This is a genomic window from Nakamurella endophytica (genome assembly GCF_014646215.1).
GTDB lineage: Bacteria > Actinomycetota > Actinomycetes > Mycobacteriales > Nakamurellaceae > Nakamurella > Nakamurella endophytica.
Map to the genome: position 1 here is coordinate 409,304 of NZ_BMNA01000003.1, position 17,700 is coordinate 427,003.

Annotated in this window: 16 protein-coding genes and 1 pseudogene; 7 read left to right on the forward strand and 10 right to left on the reverse strand. The window is 71.4% G+C overall.

Going from position 1 to position 17,700, the window contains the following annotated elements:
* Window positions 1-243: 243 nt before the first annotated feature.
* Window positions 244-741, reverse strand: a complete 498-nt coding sequence (locus tag IEY37_RS09075; protein ID WP_188941205.1) for a DUF4188 domain-containing protein — start codon at window positions 739-741, stop codon at window positions 244-246.
* Window positions 742-804: 63 nt separating this feature from the next.
* Here IEY37_RS09075 and IEY37_RS09080 point away from each other — a divergent pair, with 63 nt between their 5' ends.
* Window positions 805-1,419 (forward strand): TetR/AcrR family transcriptional regulator, encoded by a 615-nt coding sequence (locus IEY37_RS09080; RefSeq protein WP_188941206.1) that lies wholly within the window; start codon window positions 805-807, stop codon window positions 1,417-1,419.
* A gap of 60 nt (window positions 1,420-1,479) precedes the next feature.
* Here IEY37_RS09080 and IEY37_RS09085 read toward each other — a convergent pair whose 3' ends face one another.
* Window positions 1,480-2,211, reverse strand: a complete 732-nt coding sequence (locus IEY37_RS09085; protein ID WP_188941207.1) for a TetR/AcrR family transcriptional regulator — start codon at window positions 2,209-2,211, stop codon at window positions 1,480-1,482.
* Between the two features lie 110 nt (window positions 2,212-2,321).
* Here IEY37_RS09085 and IEY37_RS09090 point away from each other — a divergent pair, with 110 nt between their 5' ends.
* Both IEY37_RS09090 and IEY37_RS09095 read left to right on the forward strand, forming a co-directional pair.
* A complete protein-coding gene (locus IEY37_RS09090) occupies window positions 2,322-3,812 on the forward strand; it encodes an MFS transporter (RefSeq protein WP_188941208.1) in 1,491 nt (496 codons plus the stop codon).
* Between the two features lie 101 nt (window positions 3,813-3,913).
* Entirely contained in the window at window positions 3,914-4,309 is a 396-nt protein-coding gene (locus tag IEY37_RS09095; RefSeq protein ID WP_188941209.1) for an Rv0313 family protein, read from the forward strand.
* Window positions 4,310-4,342: 33 nt separating this feature from the next.
* Here IEY37_RS09095 and IEY37_RS09100 read toward each other — a convergent pair whose 3' ends face one another.
* Entirely contained in the window at window positions 4,343-4,663 is a 321-nt protein-coding gene (locus IEY37_RS09100) for a putative quinol monooxygenase (RefSeq protein ID WP_188941210.1), read from the reverse strand.
* A gap of 68 nt (window positions 4,664-4,731) precedes the next feature.
* Between IEY37_RS09100 and IEY37_RS09105 the strand changes: the two are divergent.
* Together IEY37_RS09105 and IEY37_RS09110 are read left to right on the forward strand one after the other, a co-directional pair.
* Window positions 4,732-4,923, forward strand: a pseudogene (locus tag IEY37_RS09105) (GMC oxidoreductase); the annotation flags it as partial.
* Window positions 4,924-5,001: 78 nt separating this feature from the next.
* Window positions 5,002-5,646, forward strand: coding sequence for a DUF8548 family protein (locus IEY37_RS09110; protein WP_188941211.1), 645 nt, complete (start codon window positions 5,002-5,004; stop codon window positions 5,644-5,646).
* Between the two features lie 37 nt (window positions 5,647-5,683).
* On the opposite strand, the gene IEY37_RS09115 is transcribed toward IEY37_RS09110, so the two are convergent.
* Complete coding sequence (locus tag IEY37_RS09115; protein WP_188941212.1) at window positions 5,684-6,070, reverse strand: nuclear transport factor 2 family protein; 387 nt, start codon at window positions 6,068-6,070, stop codon at window positions 5,684-5,686.
* 110 nt (window positions 6,071-6,180) lie between these two features.
* On the opposite strand from IEY37_RS09115, the gene IEY37_RS09120 reads away from it, so the two are divergent.
* Window positions 6,181-7,149, forward strand: a complete 969-nt coding sequence (locus IEY37_RS09120) for an RNA polymerase subunit sigma-70 (RefSeq protein ID WP_229674215.1) — start codon at window positions 6,181-6,183, stop codon at window positions 7,147-7,149.
* A 42-nt stretch (window positions 7,150-7,191) separates the two neighbouring features.
* Here IEY37_RS09120 and IEY37_RS09125 read toward each other — a convergent pair whose 3' ends face one another.
* The 5 genes from IEY37_RS09125 to IEY37_RS09145 form a co-directional block, all read right to left on the reverse strand.
* A complete protein-coding gene (locus tag IEY37_RS09125) occupies window positions 7,192-8,241 on the reverse strand; it encodes a LacI family DNA-binding transcriptional regulator (RefSeq protein WP_188941214.1) in 1,050 nt (349 codons plus the stop codon).
* The gene (locus IEY37_RS09130) at window positions 8,238-9,632 is read right to left on the reverse strand and encodes a glycoside hydrolase family 13 protein (RefSeq protein WP_188941215.1); all 1,395 of its coding nucleotides are present in this window, start codon (window positions 9,630-9,632) and stop codon (window positions 8,238-8,240) included. The genes IEY37_RS09125 and IEY37_RS09130 overlap by 4 nt, the downstream gene beginning before the upstream one ends.
* Before the next feature lie 10 nt (window positions 9,633-9,642).
* Complete coding sequence (locus IEY37_RS09135) at window positions 9,643-10,437, reverse strand: carbohydrate ABC transporter permease (protein ID WP_373298303.1); 795 nt, start codon at window positions 10,435-10,437, stop codon at window positions 9,643-9,645.
* 68 nt (window positions 10,438-10,505) lie between these two features.
* On the reverse strand, window positions 10,506-11,342 hold the full coding sequence (locus IEY37_RS09140) for a carbohydrate ABC transporter permease (protein ID WP_188941216.1): 837 nt from the start codon (window positions 11,340-11,342) through the stop codon (window positions 10,506-10,508).
* Window positions 11,343-11,470: 128 nt separating this feature from the next.
* Window positions 11,471-12,877: an ABC transporter substrate-binding protein gene (locus IEY37_RS09145; protein WP_229674217.1), complete on the reverse strand. Its 1,407-nt coding sequence runs from the start codon at window positions 12,875-12,877 to the stop codon at window positions 11,471-11,473.
* Window positions 12,878-13,109: 232 nt separating this feature from the next.
* On the opposite strand from IEY37_RS09145, the gene IEY37_RS09150 reads away from it, so the two are divergent.
* Entirely contained in the window at window positions 13,110-15,173 is a 2,064-nt protein-coding gene (locus tag IEY37_RS09150) for a TerD family protein (RefSeq protein ID WP_188941217.1), read from the forward strand.
* Between the two features lie 447 nt (window positions 15,174-15,620).
* Here the strand turns inward: IEY37_RS09150 and IEY37_RS09155 are convergent, their stop codons facing one another.
* Window positions 15,621-17,426 (reverse strand): Ig domain-containing protein, encoded by a 1,806-nt coding sequence (locus IEY37_RS09155; RefSeq protein WP_188941218.1) that lies wholly within the window; start codon window positions 17,424-17,426, stop codon window positions 15,621-15,623.
* Between the last annotated feature and the right edge of the window lie 274 nt (window positions 17,427-17,700).

Here is a 17,700-nt window from a genome sequence, read left to right on the forward strand (position 1 = left end):
GCCGGCCCGCGTCGCCCGGCCGACCGGTGGATCCGGGTGTGGACGCCGGTGTCCGCCGGTCGGTGGACGCCGGGGACACCGGGGACACCGGGGACACCGGGGACGCTGACCACACCGGAGCCCGCTGCGGTCGAACCCGGCACACCGATCGGACGCGTCCGACGCACTGCCACCGTCGAGCGCTCCGGGCGGGACAGCGGTCGCGAGTGCTCGTCAGTGCTCGTCCGTGCTCGTCCGTGCTCGTCAGCGGCCGCCGGCGCCACCGGCGCCACCGGCCATCCGCTGCGCCGACGTCCGGTTCCCGGCCCCGACCGGCAGGTGCTCGCCGGCGGCGGCCAGTCCGAAGGCCGGCATGTTGGCGTACACGGCCTCGTAGTCGCCGGGGCGGACGGTGTACAGCTCGTGCCAGACGCCGACGGCACCGCTGGAGCCGATCTCGCGGACGTACCGTCGCCAGGCCTCGGCGTGCGGCGCATCCGGGTCGGACGCGAAACGCTGGACGTCGGCGGTGGATCGCCAGTAGGACAGCAGGATCGTCGTGCGACCGAGCCAGCTGTGCACGCTCAGCAGCCCGGACTCGGGGTGCTGGAACAGGTGTCGCAGCATGCGCGGCATGGCCGACGCCACCACGCGGGCCTTGGGCAGGGCCCGAAGGGTGTTGACGCGCATGCCGATCAGGAACAGCGCGGTGGCGTCGTTCGGCGTCCGCGCGGTGTACCGACCGGGGAAGACCTCGGGCATCGTCGCTCCTCGTCCGTGGATTCGTAACAGTGTTTCAAAACGTCGTTACGGTAGCATCGCGACGTGGGCAGGCCAAGAGTGCACGACGACGAGCTGAGGGAACGGCTGCTCGCCACCGCTGGTCGGCTGATCACCGAGCGGGGCGTCACCGGGCTGTCGCTGCGGGTGCTGGCTGCCGAGGAGGGGACGTCGACGACCGCGGTGTACTCGCTGTTCGGTGGCCGCACCGGGCTGCTGACCGCGCTGTTCCAGCAGTCCTTCTCGAGCTTCGGCGCTGCGCAGCGGGCCGTGCCGGTGACGGACGACGCGCACGCGGACCTCGTCGCCCTCGGCTGGGCCTACCGCGACTGGGCGCTGGCCCATCCGCACGCCTACCGGGTGATGTTCGGCGGCGCGCTGACCGGCTTCGAGCCGACCCCGCAGGAGTGGGAGTTCGCCGGCGCCACCATCGGGCCACTGCGCGAGGCCGTCGCCCGGGCGATCCGGGCCGGCGTGGTGGCGGACCTTCCGGACGTGATCACGCACTCGTTGTGGGCCACCGTCCACGGGCTGGTCTCGCTGGTATTGGCCGACTGCGCACCGCCGGACGAGCAGGACCGGCGGGTGTACGGGCGCGCGCTGGAGGCCATCGTCTGCGGGTTCGCGGCTCCGGCCGGTCCGCCCCCCCGCTCGACCTGACGGCCCCCCCGGCTCCGACGCCTCCGCGGCCGGGAGTGTCGACGCCCGTCGACGGCTCGGTCAGTCGCGATCCGGGGAGGCCTGCGCCGCGACACCGGCGATCAGCATCTCGATGCCGAAGTCGAACCGCTCGTCGCCGGTGCCGGCCATCATCGCGCCGAGATTCGCCAGCAGCACCGGGTAGCGGCCGGCGGGCAGGGTGGCGAACCGTTCCGCGACCCCGGCGAAGTACTCGTGCCCCAGCTGCTCCGGATCCCGGCCGGACCCGTCGTCGAAGCGCTGGCCGAGCAGCCATCCCTCGTAGGCGTCGGCGGCGACGTACAGCGACACCACGTCCAGCGTCCAGGCGGCCACCTGTGCCGGGACGCCGGCGGCGAGCATGAGCTCCATCAGGCGCTCGGTGTAGTCGAGGGCCTTCGTCCCCTCCGGGACGAAGCCGAAGCTGAGCCGGGCGGCGTCGTTGTGCCGCCGGTAGGTGTCGCGGATCGTGTGCGAGCCGGCGCGCAGCAGCTCCTGCCAGGTGTCGCAGTCCGGTATCTCGATCTCGTCGACGATCCGGTCGTGCACCAGCGTGAGCAGCTGGTCCTTGTTCGCCACGTGCGCGTAGAGGCTGGCCGGCCCGGTCGAGAACTCGGCGGCCACCCGGCGCATCGACACGGCGTCCACGCCCTCGCTGTCGACGATGCGCAGCGCGGCGTCGACGATGGCGTCCACGCCGAGCACCCGCTCCCGCCGCGGCCGGTCCGGGCGCGCGCGCGGACGCCTCGGATCTCCCGGCAGCGCTCTGGTCACCCGGCGATGGTAGGGGTGCCGGCGCCTTGACACGAACAGCGTTCGCCGCTAGAACACTGTTCGTCAGAAACGAACGCCGTTCGATCGCGACCAGAACCGAGGAGAGCCCCATGTCTTCGACCGCGTCCGAGGACCCCGGTGCCGCCACCGCGACGGCACCGGCCGGGACCGTGTCGGCGGCCTACGCGTTGCGCTGGCCCGCGCTGTTCGTCATCCTCGCCGCCGAGGTGATGGACCTGCTCGACGCTCTCGTCACCTCGATCGCCGGGCCGACCATCGTCCGCGACCTGGGTGGGGGCGGCACACTCATCCAGTGGCTCGCGGCCGGGTACACCGTCGCCATGGCCACCGGCCTGCTGATCGGCGGCCGGCTCGGCGACATCCACGGCCGGCGCCGCATGTTCCTCATCGGCATGGCCGGCTTCACGGCGATGTCGCTGGCCTGCGCGCTGTCCCAGTCGCCGGGCATGCTGCTCACCTTCCGGGTGCTGCAGGGGCTGCTCGGCGCCGTGATGCTGCCGCAGGGACTGGGGCTGATCAAGGAGATGTTCCCGCCGCACGAGGCCGCCAAGGCGTTCGGCGCCTTCGGGCCGATCATGGGACTGTCCGCCGTCGGCGGCCCGATCCTGGCCGGTTGGCTGGTCGACGTCGACCTGTTCGGCTGGGGCTGGCGCACCATCTTCGCGATCAACGTGCCGATCGGCCTGACGGCGTTGGTGTTCGGGCTCCGGGTGCTGCCCGCCTCCCGGCCCGACCGCCGGTTGCACGTCGAACTGACCAGCGCGGCGATCGCGTCCGGCTCGATGTTCCTGTTGATCTTCCCGCTCATCCAGGGTCGCGAACTGGATTGGCCGGCCTGGTGTTTCGTGATGCTCGCCGGCGGGCTCGTCGGATTCGTGCTGCTCGCCCGGGTCGAGGTGCTGCGCGACCGCGCCGGCCTGGTCACGCTGATCACACCGTCGCTGTTCCGGAAGCGGGCCTTCACCGGCGGTCTGGCCGCCGGCATGGCGCTGTTCGGCGCGCTCATGGGCATGAGCATCGTCTTCACCCTGTTCGTCCAGCTGGGGCTGGGCTTCTCGCCGCTCAAGGCCGGGCTCGCCGGGATCGGCCAGGCCGCCGCGATGGTGGTCGGGTTCGTCGTCAGCCAGCCGCTCAACGCGCGGTTCGGCCGCACGCTCATGCACGTGGGCGAGCTGCTCGCGGGCGCCGGCTTCGCGCTCTTCGTGCTGACCCTGCACCTGGCCGGCGACGCGGTCGGCATCGGGACGATGACCCCCGCGCTGGCCGTGCTGGGGCTGGGCATGGGACTGACCATGGCGCCGTTCTTCGACATCGTCCTGGCCGGCGTGGACGACCGGGAATCGGGGTCGGCGTCCGGGGCGATGACCTCGGTGCAGCAGCTCGGCGGGGCCTTCGGGATCGCCGTCCTGGGCACCGTGTTCTTCGACGTGCTGTCCGGGAGCGGGGCGACGTCCCGGGTCGGCGTCTTCCGCGACGCCGCCGGCACGGCGATGTGGGTGGCGGCCGCGATGATCGGCCTGACCTTCGTGCTGACGTTCCTGCTGCCGCGCCGCGCCCGGGAGGACGCGGGCGGGCACTGACCGGCCCGGCCGCGGGGTCGGTCCGCCCACCCCCGGCGCCCGGCTCCGGGGGCACACTGGAGGGCGTTGCACGACGCGACCGCATCGGCAGGAGGACCACCGTGAGCGAGCACGAATCGTCGGGGATCGACCCGGAGGACCTGGAGCGCTTCGCGCGGGCGGCGGCCGAGCAGCTGCGCGGTGCGTTCGGCCAGTTCGGCAGGTTGTTCGAGGGCACCGGCGGGACACCGTCGTGGTCCGGGCTGTTCGACGACGCAGGCCGCCGGCCGCGCTCCCGGCCCGAGCCGGAGACGACCGGCGCGACCGGTGACGGAGTCTGGGTGGTCTACACCGTGGACGGGTCCGGCTCCGCCCGCATCGAGCAGGTCTACGCCGCCGAGCTGGACGCGCTGCGGGCCAACCGGAACAACACCGACGAGAGCCGGAAGGTGCGGTTCCTGCCCTACGGGATGCCGGTCAGCGTCCTGGACACCCCCGAGGACGGCGCGGAGGCGTAGCGCCGGACGGCCGCCGCGGAGCCGGTCAGCCGGTCAGCGGACCTCGAACTCGGTGAGCCGGTCCCAGTGGTCGCCCGGCAGGACGACGTTGCGGATCATCGGCGTCTCCACCAGGTACTGCGGCAACTCTGCCTGGGCCTTCTTGAAATGCGGGCTGGTGACGTGCGCCTCGGCCGCGTCCTCGGCGAAGGCCTCGATCAGGACGTACTCGGTCGGATCCTCGACGTTGCGCGACCAGTCGTAGAAGATGTTGCCCGGTTCGGCGCGCGTCCCCTCGGTGAAGTCCCGGGTCAGCTCGACCCATCGGTCGGCGTACTCCGGCCTGACCTTCCACTTCACGCAGATGAAGATCATCCAAGGCTCCTCGGGGGCGGGGACGTGCAGGCGCACAGCCGGTTCCGTCGCGATCGTGCCACGCGGGCCCCCGGATGAGCGAGCGACCCGAGGACGGCGTCGTCGACCGCTGGGGCCAGGCGCACGACGTGCCCGGCCTGTTCGTCTGCGACGGGTCGGTGATGACCAGCGGCGCCGCGGCCAACCCGACGCTCACCATCGTCGCGCTGGCCATCCGGCAGGCCGAGTACATCGCGGACCAGTTGGGCACGAGCGCGTAGCCGCTGCTCCCAGCCGGGGCTTGGTCCGAAGTGCCGGGATGCGCCCGGAACGACGGGTTCCGGTGCGATGCTCGGCCGGTGAAGACCCATGACATCCGTTCCGCCGATGTGCAGCTGTTGGTCGACGAAATCCACCGACGGGTCGGTACGGACTGGGCCAAGTGGCCCGGTGGCTGGCCCGGTGAGGTCGAGGTGGCGCTCATCGACGCGGTGCTCTCGATTCGGGCTCGGTACGGATCCCCCGACACCGGAGTCCGAGGCGCCATCGGCCGCTACCGGAACCACTCAGGTCGTTCCGGACACCTGGACGACCTGTCGGCGCTGGCTGCTACGGATCCCGCGGAACTCGCTGCGACACTTCACAACCGGCAGAAGGTCTCCGGCACGTTCAAGGCAGACCTGATCGTCCTCGCTGCGCAGGGGCTCCTCGCAAGCGGTGTGGATCACGCCGAGGACGTGCACGGCGACTCGGCTGATCAACGACGTGCCTACACCCGGATCCACGGACTCGGGCCGGTCACCTGGGAGTACTTCACGATGCTGCTGGGTCACCCAGGGGTCAAGGCGGACACGTGGATCGTTCGCTTCGTCCAACAGGCCATCGGGCGCTCGGCCAGCGCCGGTGAAGCGGCAGCGTTGGTCAAGGCTGCCGCCGCTCAGCTGGAGAAGGAGTCGAGCCACCTGGACCACGCCATCTGGAGCGTTGCCCGACGTTCGGGCTGACCCGAGCGAGACGGACCCGAGTGTCCGCGGCTGTCGCTCACCCACCCGCTGCGGCCCGGCGCGCCGCGTCGAACGGTGCGCGGTCGAAGACGATGCGCAGGTGCACGATCCGGCCGTCCTGCACGGTGTGGCACTCGGCGCCCGGGGCGTCGGCGACCGGGACGGTGCGGGTGTCGTACATCAGTACCGCGGTCCGGTCGTCGCCGAACGCGGCGATCAGGCCGGAGGCCAGCACCAGGCGGGAGAACGGCCCCATGAACGCGCGGAAGGCGTCGGCGCCGTCGAGCCTGCCGGCGGGGGCCAGGCAGACGATGTCGGGGTCGACGAACCCCATGGCGGCGTCGAAGTCCCCGCCGGTCCAGGCCTGGTGGTAGGCGAGGGCCACCTGCAGGGCGGTGCCGGTGCTGTCGGGGGTCTCGGGCATGGTGGTTCCTCTCGGTCGGGGTGTGCACAGGTATGGACACCGGCCGGGCGGCGAACGGAACGGTGGCGTCGGAGACACCCTCGGTGCCGGACGCGTGGCAGCATCCCTGCGTGGTCCCGACGCCGTCCGCACCGACCGCGCCGGGTGACGGCCGTGCGTTCGGTGACCTCGTCGCCCCGTACCGCCGCGAGCTGCACCTGTACTGCTACCGGATGCTCGGCTCGCTGACCGACGCCGACGACGTGCTGCAGGACGTGCTGCTGGCGGCCTGGCGCGGGCTGGACGGTTTCGCCGGCCGGTCGTCGCTGCGGACCTGGCTCTACAGCATCGCCACCCGTCGCTGCCTGAATGCGGTCCGCGGTCGTGGCCGGCGCGCCCGCCACGAACTGGTGCCGCCGTTCCGGCCGCCGGAACCGTCCCGCCGCGGCGACGTGCCGTGGCTGCAGCCGTACCCGGACGCCGAGCTCGCCCGCGACGACGGCCCGGCCGAGCTGCACGAGCGACGGGAGACGGTGTCGCTGGCGGCGCTGGCCGCGCTGCAGCGCCTGCCACCCCGGCAGACCGCGGCGCTGGTGCTCTGCGACGTCCTGGGCTTCCCGGTCGCGGACGCCGCCGGGATGCTCGACGTCACGCCCACCGCCGCGAAGGGCCTGCTGCAACGAGCACGTGCCGCGTCGGCCCCGGCGGTGACGGGCGGTGCGGGGTCCGCGACCGAGCTCCGGTGGGCGGCGCGGTTCGCCGAGGCCTACACCCGGGACGACGTCGACGGGCTGGTCGCGCTGCTCACCGACGACGCGTGGCTCGCGATGCCGCCCGCTCCGCACGAGTACGTCGGGCGGGACGCCGTCGCCGGCTTCCTGCGGGCGAGCAGGGACGGGCGGGCCGGCCGCCGCTTCCTCCTGGTGCCGACCCGCGCGAACGGGCAGCCGGCGTGGGGCTGCTTCCTCGACCGGCCCGGCGCCGCGCCGACGCCGGTGGGCATCGTCGTGGTGACCGTCGACGACAGCGGCATCCGCGGGGTGACGCGCTTTCTCGACCCGGCGCTGGTGGACCGGTTCGGCGTCGCCGGGCCTCGCTAGTGGGTGGTCGCAGCTCGGACCGCCCGGCGGCCGCGGCCGGTCTCAGCCCGCCGGGATCCGGTCGTCAGGAGCCGGACCGGTCGATCCGCGGACGATCAGCGTGGTGTGCAGGACCTGGTGCGGGTGGTGCGCGTCGCCGGTGATCGCCGAGACCAGGAAGTCCGCCGCGACCCTGCCCTTGGCCTCGATGGACTGCCGGACGGTGGTCAGCTGCGGGCGAGCGTAGGAGGCGTCGGGCTGGTCGTCGTAGCCGGTGACGGACAGCTCGCCCGGCACGTCGATGCCGGCGTCACGGGCGGCGTCGAGGGCACCCAGCGCCAGGATGTCGCTGAAGGTCACGATCGCCGTCGGCCGGTCGGCGCGGGCCAGCAGCGCGGCGACGGCGTCGTACCCGGCGCCGCGCGTGCACGGCACCTCGACCAGGTCGATGCCGGGCGCGGACAGCGACAGACCGACGCGCCGCAGCGCCTCGTCGGCCCCCGCCAACCGCCGGGCGAGCGGCCCGCGGTAGCCCGTCGCCCGGTCCGGCCCGGCCTCGAACGACAGCAGCGCGATCCGGCGGTGGCCGAGTTCCAGCACGTGCTGGACGACGTCGGCCATGCCCTGGCGGTCGGTGACCTCGACGCTGGGGACGCCCTCCGGCGCATCGGAGTCGACCAGCACGAACGGCACGTGCCGGCGCTGCAGGGCGGCCACCTCACCGCGGTCCACCTCGAGGCCGGAGACGATGAAGCCGTCCACGGCGGCGTACGGGATGGCGGTCAGCATCGAACCGCGCAACGGGGGCGTCAGCAGCAGCGTCAGGCCCTCGCGTTGGCACACCTGACCGACGCCCTGCAGGAAGAGGTTGTAGTAGGGGTTCTCCAGCACCTCCGGGATGGGTTGCGGCAGCAGGAGTCCCAGGGCGTCGGTGGTGCCGCGGTTCAGTGCCCGGGCGACCGGGTGCGGGCTGTAGCCGAGCCGCTCGGCCTCGGCGAGGATGCGGCGACGGGTGTCGGCCGAGATCTTCGCCGGGTCGTTGAAGGCGAACGAGACCGCGGTCCGGGAGACTCCTGCGGCCTCGGCGACCGATCGGGCGGTGGCGCGGGTCACCGGCGGGTGGTGTCGACGAAGACGGCGCCGCGGGCCGGGACCGCCACGGATCCCGCAGGGACGGCGGCGCCCGTGGCGAGGTCCACCCCCGCGGGGTCGATCGCCACGTGTGCGGGGTGGTTGGCCCGATTGACCAGGACGGCGACCTGCTGATCCGGATGGTGGCGGTCGATGCGCACGACGTCGTCCGTGACCGCCGTGACGAGCTGGTCGCCGCGCCGCAGGGCGACGCTGCCCCGGCGGAGGCGGATCAGCGCGGTCACCTGGTCCAGCGTCGTGGTGTCCCAGCGGGCACGGTCCCACTGCATCGCACCGCGGCACTCGGGGTCGTTCAGTCCGGCCATGCCCACCTCGTCGCCGTAGTAGACCATCGGTGCGCCGCGCAGGGCGAACAGCGTGGCCAGGGACAGCCGGGTCAGTTCGGGCTCGCCCCCGCACACCGTCCGCAGTCGGGCGGTGTCGTGGCTGTCCAGCAGGTTCAGCATGTGTCCGGCGGCGTCGGCGCCCACCTCGCGGTCGATCTCGGCCGTGCGCGCGGCCAGCGTGCCCGCGCCGGTGCGCCGGTCGACCAGGAAGTCCAGCAGGGCGTCGCGGAGCTGGTAGTTCATCGCGGCGTCGGAGGTCCGGCCGGTCGTCCACTCGCCGGCCGGCTCCCACACCTCCGCGACGATGTAGGCGTCCGGGTTGATCTCGCGCACGACCTGGCGGAACTCCGCCCAGAAGCCGGGGTTCTCCATCATGTAGGGCACGTCCAGCCGCCAGCCGTCGATGCCCCGGGTCGTCCAGTGCCGGACGGCGTCGAACAGGTGCGCCCGTAGCGCCGGGTGGTCGACGTTCAGCTTCGGCAGGTACCAGCAGCCCGAACACGTCCGGTAGGTCGGCTCCGGGTCGGCCGACACCGGGTAGCTGTCGACGAAGAACCAGTTGGCGTAGGGCGACTCGGGCCCCCGGCGCAGGACGTCCTGGAAGGCGGGATGGCCGTAGCCGCAGTGGTGGAACACCGCGTCGAGCACGATCCGGATGTCGCGCTCGTGGGCCTGGCCGACCAGCTTGTCGAAGTTGGCGTCGTCGCCGAGCATCGGGTCGATGCGGAAGTAGTCCTCGGTGTCGTAGCGGTGGTTCGTCCCGGCCGCGAAGACCGGCGTGAGGTACAGCGCCGTCACCCCGAGATCCGCGAGATGGTCCAGGTGCTCGGTGATCCCGATCAGGTCGCCGCCCTGGAAGCGGTCGCGGTCGGGCGGGGCGCCCCACGGCTGCAGGTCGGGATCCGGCCCGCCGGCCCGGGCCCAGCGGTCCGGGAAGATCTGGTAGAAGACCGCATCGGGCACCCAGTCCGGCCGGTGCGGCGCGGACGGCGACGCGGTGGTCGGGGCGCTGTGGGACGAGCTCACGTCGGGTCCTCTACTTGAGTCCGGTGCTGGCGACGCCGCGGATGAAGGCGCGCTGCAGGAACAGGAAGATGACCAGGGCCGGGACGGCCGCGGTCACGGTGCCGGCCATCAACAGCTCCGGGTAGGTGCCGTACTTGCTGCTGAACGTGGACAGGCCCAGCTGGATGGTGCGGTGGGTGTCGTCGGACGTCACCAGCAGGGGCCACAGGAAGTCGTTCCAGGCGTACAGGAAGCTGAACATGCCCACGGTGGCCAGCGCCGGCCGGCACAGCGGCAGCGTCACCGACCACAGGCTCCGCCACGGGCCGGCGCCGTCCAGCCGGGCTGCATCGTCCAGCTCGGCGGGAATCGACGCCATGAACGCGCGGAGCACCACGATCCCGAACACGTCGGCCATCCGGGGCACGATGAGAGCCGCGTAGCTGTCGTACCAGCCGAGCCGGATGACCAGGTCGTAGGCCGGGAGCACGGTGACGAACTGGGGGACCAGCATGGTGGCCACCAGCACCAGGAAGAGCGTGTTGCGGAGGGGGAAGCGCAGCCGGGCGAAGGCGTACGCGGCCAGGGTGTCGAGCATCACGTGCCCGACCAGGATGCCGCCGGTCATGATCAGCGAGTTGACGTAGTAGCCGGCGAACGGAGCGGCGTCCCAGGCCCGACCGTAGTTGCCGACGTGGAACTCCTGCGGCCACAGGTACGGCGGCCGGTAGACGTCGGCGTAGTCCTTGAGCGACGTGGTGACCATCCACGCGAAAGGTGCCACGACAACGACGGCCAACGCCAGCAGCAGCAGTTGCCGGAGCACCGGGGCGGTCCGGCCGGTAGGCCGGGCGACGGTCGCCGGCCTCGGGACCGGGGTCGTGGTCACGGAGCTCACGACGACCACCTCTCCCGGCCGCCCAGCCGCCACTGGATCAGCGTGACGCCCAGCACGAGGGCGAAGGCGGTGTAGGCCACTGCAGCGCCGTAGCCGAAGTGCGAGAGCCGGAAAGCCTCCCGGTAGGTCAGGAAGCCCAGTGTCTCGGTGCCGCCGAGGGGGCCGCCGCCGGTGAGTGCGTAGACCAGGTCGAAGCTCTGGAAGCTGGTGATCAAGCCCTCGATCACGACGAAGAAGGTCATCGGCGCCAGCAGCGGCACGGTGATCCGGCGGAGCTGCTGCCAGCGCGAGGCGCCGTCGACGGCGGCGGCCTCGTAGACGTCCGCGGGCAGTGTCTGCAGTGCCGTCAGGTACAGCACGACGTTCAGGCCGAGGCTCTTCCAGGCCGTCAGCAGCACCAGGCTGACCAGCGCCAGCGACGGGTCACCCAACCAGTTCGGGGCCGGGAGGTGCAGGAACCGGAGAACGGCGTCCAGCACGCCGGTGTCGCCGAACACGTACCGCCACACGGTCGCCGCTGCGATCGACGACGTCACCACGGGCAGGAAGAAGACCGCCCGGTACACGCCGCGACCGCGGAACGCGCCGTTGAGCAGCACGGCGATGCCCAGTCCGGACACCACGCCGGCCACGCACACTCCGGCCCCGTACAGCACCGTGACCCAGAGCGAGTTCAAGAAGGCCGGATCACGGAACAGCCTGGTGTAGTTGCCCAGGCCGACCCACTTCTTGATCTCGCTGAAGCCGTCCCAGGACGTCAGGCTCAGGTAGCCGGTGCCGACGATCGGGTACACCACGAACACGCCGATCACCACCAGGGTGGGCGCGAGCATCAGTGCGGCGGTGCGGGTGTCGCCGGGACGGCTCCGCCGGCGCCGGATGCCTGCGGACGACGCCCCTCCCCGCCCGACGGATGTCGCCGAGCGGGGAGGGATCGGTGCCGGACGGGTGGCGGTGTCGGTCACGGGGTCGCGGACAGGACCTGGTTGACGTCGGCCTCCGCGGCGGACAGCGCCTGCTCGACGGTCGCCTTTCCGTACAGCGCCTTCTCGACCTGCTTGGCGAAGGCCAGGGACGCCTCCGCGTACTGGGGTGTGTTCGGCCGGGCGTGTGCGGTGGGCAGCGCATCGACGAAGGGCTGCATCCGCGGCGAGGTCTTGGCCACGAACGACTTGTACTCGGCGCCTTCGGCCACCGAGCGGCGTACCGGGAGGAAGCCGGTCTGCTCGCTCCACGACAGGTTCTGCGCCGGCCCGTCGAACCAGGCGAGGAAGTCGGCGGCCGCCTTCTCGCGCGCGTCGTCGGAGCTGTAGACGACCGCCTGCTCGCCGCCCAGGTTGGTGGCCTTGCGGCCGTCCGCAGGCGCGGGGATCTGTGCCGTGCCGAAGGTGAACGGCGGCTTGTCCGCCCAGATGCCGACCATCCAGGAACCCTCCTGCGCCGACGCGGCGTTGCCCTTCTCGAACTCGCCCCACGGCGCCAGCGGGCTGGCCTTGGCGTCGATCAGGTCGACCCAGTACTGCAGGGCCTTGCGGCCGGCGTCGGAGTTGAAAGCGGCCTTGGTGTTGCCCTCGTCGAGGAACTCGCCGCCGGCCTGCCACAGGCTGACCTGGAAGTTCCAGGTCAAACCCTCCCCGTTGTCGCCGGCCTGGGTGAAGAGCTCGAAGCCCGCCTTGCCGGTCTTGGCCTTGATCGCCGCCGCCGCGGTCTTCATCTCGTCCCAGGTGGTCGGCGGCTTCGCCGGATCGAACCCGGCCTGCCGGACCAGGTCTGCGTTGTACATCAGTCCGAGGTCGTTGGCCGAGACCGGGATCGACAGCTGCTGGTCGTCCTTGGTGCCGAAGCTCAGCATGGCCGGGTACATGTCCGACCAGTCGGCCTGCGGGATCAACGGTGTGAGGTCGACCAGTCGACCGGTCTGCACGAGCCGCGGCACGTTGACCAGGTCGCCGATCGAGATGTCCGGGAGCGTCCGCGAGGAGACGGCGGCCTGCAGCTTGGTCATCATGTCGCTCCCGGGCACGTTGACCACCTTGATGGTCACCCCGGGATGGGCCGTCTGGTACTTCTGGGCCATCGCCGAGAACGTGTCGGCGTTCTTGCCGTCCCAGTAGTGCCAGACGGTCAGCTCGCCGGACCACGACGACGGTGCCGGCGAGGAGCTCGAGGCGGTGGTGGCGGCCGGCGAACCGCTCGCCGAGCCGGCCGGGTCGCTCGTACCGGACGCACTCGACGACGCCGGGGACGACGAGGACGACGAGGACGACGAGGCGGCCGGACTGCTGGACGAGCCGCACCCGGCGATCACGGTCAGGGCCGTGGCGACAGCCGCCACGGCGAACCAACGACGACGAAGCCTACGGGTCACCCTTGACCTCCTGGTTGCGGTTACTAACACGGTTAACCTGGCAGCTCGCGGCTCGGTGGGGAAGACGCCCGATCGGGTGAACTGAGACGAGGAGACGCCTTGGACCGGCGTCGTCCATCCATGTCAGCGGTGCGGGTCGACGGAGCGGGTCCGAGGTCCGCGCGACACGAGGGCACGCAGGCGGCCGCCGGCTTCTGACGACGGCGTGAGACCCCGTGTGATGATCCCTCGAATGACTACGGGGGAGACATTGCCGCGGCGATTGGTGAAAGGTGCGAACGTCGCACTGCGCGATCTGGATGCCGAGCTTGGTTCGGTGACAGTGGTGCTGGAGTCCGGGGGCACGTCCGACCTTCCGGTGGCGGCCGACGCCAGCGTGCTGCTGCTTGCGGCGGACGGGCGCGCACGATCGGACGACGACCTGGTGTTCTACAACCAACCGGTCGCGCTGGGGGGTGCGATCCATCTTCGCGAGAAGGTGCGGTCGGATGCCGCCGACGATTCGGGCGAGGACGCATCGGCGGACATCATCACGCTGGAGCTGGACGACGTGCCGGATGACGTGGACCGTATCGTCCTGGCGGCGAGCATCGATCCGGGCTCGGATGCCACCTTCGGCGATGCGACTGTCCTGTCCATGCGCCTCCAGCGCACGGCAGACGCACAGGACGTGCTGTCGTTCCCAGTCGAGGGCGCTTCCAGGGAGACGGCGCTGCTGTTCGGGGAGTTCTACCGCCGGAACGGCGAGTGGAGGGTTCGGGCGATCGGGCAGGGTTACGAGCACGGACTCGCGGCGCTCATTGCAGACCATGGCATTGCAGTTCAGGACGACAGTTCCTCCACGATGACCGATCCCCCGGAGGCTGGCACGGAGCCGGTCGGTGCTGTGGAGGCGATCCCCGCTGATGACGCTGGAGACGAGGCGGCAGGAGACTCCGCTTCTGTGCCCGGACCCGCCGCTCAGACGGCACAGCGTCGGCTGTCCGTACGGCGGCCCGCCCGAGCGCCGCGGATGCCGGCTGATTGGAACGCCACCATTCCCGCCGACGACGTCACCGATTGGCAGCGGGCACGGCTGTTCCCGGTTGCGGGCATCGGCGGTGGCGAGGAACAGGAGCGTCGGGCCACTTCGGCCCTGCTGGCGGTGATGTCGCTCGTCCGCGACTTCGGCCGAGCTCTGACCGCTCGCTGCGGCGCACCTGCGGGCATGGTCGAGACGTTCATCGAAGTGCCGTTCGGTCATGACGAGGAGGCCTATCGGCCGGACGGCGTCATCCGGGTGACCCGTGGTCAGCGCATGTGGCAGGCGTTGGTGGAGGCGAAGACCGCAACGGGTCAACTTCGAGCCGACCAGGTCGAGAGCTATCTCGGAATCGCCAAGGACAAGGGCTACGACGCCGTTGTCACGATCAGCAACGAGCTGGCCGGAGCTGAGGACAGTCCGGTGAGCGTCGACCGTCGGAAGCTCAAGAAGGTGAAGCTCATCCACCTCTCCTGGGATCAGATCCGAACGCAAGCGGTCCTCTTGACACGACATCACGGGGTCGCGGACCCGACCCAACGCCGGGTCCTGGACGAATTCGTGCGATACATGTCTCACCCCAAGTCGGGCCTGCACGGATTCACCGACATGGGGCCCCGCTGGGTCGGCGTCCGCGACGCCGTCAAAGCAAGGACTCTGCGCAGCGGCGACCGGAACGCGGCGGAGGTCAGCGGCCGCTTCGACCAACTGGTCGAGCACGTCGCATTGCGGTTGTCCGCTCTGCTGGGCGTCGAGGTGCAATCGCTTCCGCCGCGGAACGCTCCGGATGCGGCAACTCGATGCCAACAGTTGGCCGACTCGGGTCTGCTGTTCGGGACTCTCCGGGTGCCTGGAGCCGTCGACGTTCTCGTGCTCAGCGCGGACCTGCGCGCGGAGCGGGTGGCTTGCTCCATCCAACTCGACGCTCCGCGCGACGGTCGGCCGCTGACTCGGGTGAATTGGCTGCTCCGGCAGCTGCCGGTCGGCGCCCGGGACAGCTTGCGTGTCGAGGCCGCACTCGCAGGCGGAAGGGGTGCGTCTACCGCCGCACTGGTCGGCGCGCTCCGGAAGAAGCCCGAACAACTGCTGCCCGCGGACGGCCGCGAAATCCGGGCCTTCCGGGTGGTCATGGAGGCGCCGATCGGGTCCCGGCGGTCCTCCGTCCCGGGAGGTCTCATCAAGTCGGTGCAGGACCTGACAAACAGCTTCTACGCGGAAGTGGTGCAGAACCTCAGCCCTTGGAACGCGCGGCCGCCGCGCGTGCCGGCCCAGTGACGTTCGGGGAAGTGCACCGATGAACCCAGTCCTCGCCGTCGGATGAGCGAAGTCCGCGGTGCGTCGCAGTACGACAGGCTCCGCCCAAGTACCGCGCTCCCGTGGTCACCAGAGAACGGGGGGCTCGTCGACGTCGGGACGCCGTACAGGCCCGAGAAGTTCTGGCTGCTCACGAGCCACGAAACCACCGCACATCTACCGAGCACGGTGGACGGGTACCAGTAGGGTCGCATGCAGCACGGCGCCGTCCAGGCGTCGGTTGACCGCGTCGGTTGACCGTTCCGCACAATGTGCCGACCGGCCGGAGCCCCGAGGTCTGCTCCTGCGTGGCGTATCCGCGCGACCTGCCCGCGCTTCTTGCCGGAACCGGTAGCTGGGCCGACGGACCGGCAGCGCCGGGAGACCCACGAGGATCTCCCGGCGCTGCCGGTCGTCACTGCACCCGCGTCAGCACCGGGGCAGCATCATCGGAACCGCGCCCGCGCCGGAGGTCACGCCGGGCAGCGCGCACCCACCGAGCGGCGGCGGGGGTGGCGTGATGACGCGCCGGACGGTGACCGCCAGGTCCTTGGTCGCCACGGCTCCCGCGGCGTCGACAGCTTGGACGGTGAAACGGTTGACGATCGCTGCGGAGTCGCCGACGGTGCCACTGAGGACACCGCTCGGGGACAGTGACAGCCCGACGGGCAGCGAACCGGAGATCACCGCCCAGGTGGTCGATCCCGTGCCGCCGACCGTCGACAGCGCGGCGCTGTAGGGGCGTCCCGGGAGCGCGGTCGGCAGCGTGTCGTCGACGATGCCCATCCGGTGCACCGCGATGCTGAACGTCCGCGTGACCTGTGCCCCGGCGGCGTCGCGGACCACGACGTCGAACGAGGTGGTGCTGTCCTGACCGCCCGTCGCGTCGGGCGTGCCGGTGATCGTGCCGTCCTGGCCGAGGGTCAGGCCCGCCGGCAGCGGTCCAGCGGAGCTGAAGACGTACGGAGCCGTCCCGCCCGCGGCCGACACCCGTGCGGTGTAGGGCTGGCCCGCGACGGCAGCGGGGAGGGCGCCGGCGCGGATGCCCAGCGCCTCGAACAGCGTCCACTCCTTGCCCCAGATGTGCCAGGAGCCCAGGTTGAAGACCAGCAGTCGGAGGCCGCCGTCGATGGACAGACCGGCGTAGGCCCGCAGCCACGGGACCTGGAAGGGATCTGCCGAGATCCCCACGTACCCCCGGGTATCCAGGCGCGGTCCGACGAGGGCGGCGACCTGCAGGCTGGCCGTGGCGGTGAGCCCGACCTCGAGCTTGCCCTTCGCGCTGATCTGTGGCGGCTGGTCGAACGACCAGTTCGGACCGACGATGTGCGAGTACGGCGTCACCGCATTGGCCTTGACGTCCAAGCCGGCTCCGGCTTCGAAGTGCTCGTGGACACCCACCGAGGCCGAACCCTCGACCCCGACCGTCGCGTCGGCCGCGAGACCGATGCTGGCGGTGACCGGGACCGGCCCGATCGAGAAGGCGGGCAGGGTCAGGTCGACGAGCTTGAACGACGCCTTGCACGAGGCAGCGGCCTGCAAGCTCGCCTGCAGGACGGCGTCCTGCACGACGTTGACGTGGAAGGACGCGGACTGGATCCCGGGCAGGCCCCTGACCAGACCGATGACGAACGACAGGTCGACGGACGGCCGGATGGACAGCGCGCCGGACACCTTGACCTGACTGACCGACCCGCTGCAGGACAGCCACTTGTTGATCTGCACCGAGAACGACTTCGATCCGCCGGTGGAGGCCTCCGGGCGGACCGCGACGCCGGTGGACCGGGCCGTGATGCGCGCCTTGCCCGACGCCGTCCCACCCAGCTCGGCGTGGTGCGAGTAGGTGCCCGGGGCCAGGGCATCGGTCAACTGCGCCGGCGTCACGGTCAGCACGGTGTTCCCGCCGGCATGCCGGACCTGCCTCACCGTGACGAGCAACCCGTGGGCGGCGGCTCGCCCGGGACCGGACACCACGACGACACCGGGACGCAGCCCGGCCGGCGCACCGCGCACGTCGAGGACCTGTGTCCCACCTGCCGGGCCGCGCACCGCGAGGATCGACGTCGGCGGCAGGACGTGCGGGGGTACGAAGGAGGGTGGTCGGGCCGGCGCGGTCATCGCAACGGCCGCCGGCGACGGATGGGCGCCGGTGGCGATGGCGGCGGCCGTCCCGGCGGCCGCCGTGGTGAGGTAGGCGCCGGCCACCAGGGCAGCGGCGAACTTCCAGAGTTTCATGGCAGCACTCGTTTTCCGTGGGGGACCACCGTCGGTGGTCGGGGAGGACGCCGCGGCACAGCCGATCGGCGGGAGACCCGACCCCGGTGTCGGGACGCACGGCGCCATGCGTCCCGACCCTCACCCGGCGGTGATCCGGACGGCGTGTCCGGTGGAGTCGGCGGATCGAGGATGCTTCCGGCGGTCGGCGACCCGCTACCGCGATTTCCCGCGTCTTTCGCACGGGTCCACCCGGTAGCTCGCCATGTCCGTTGTGCGAAAGATGTCCCGCGGG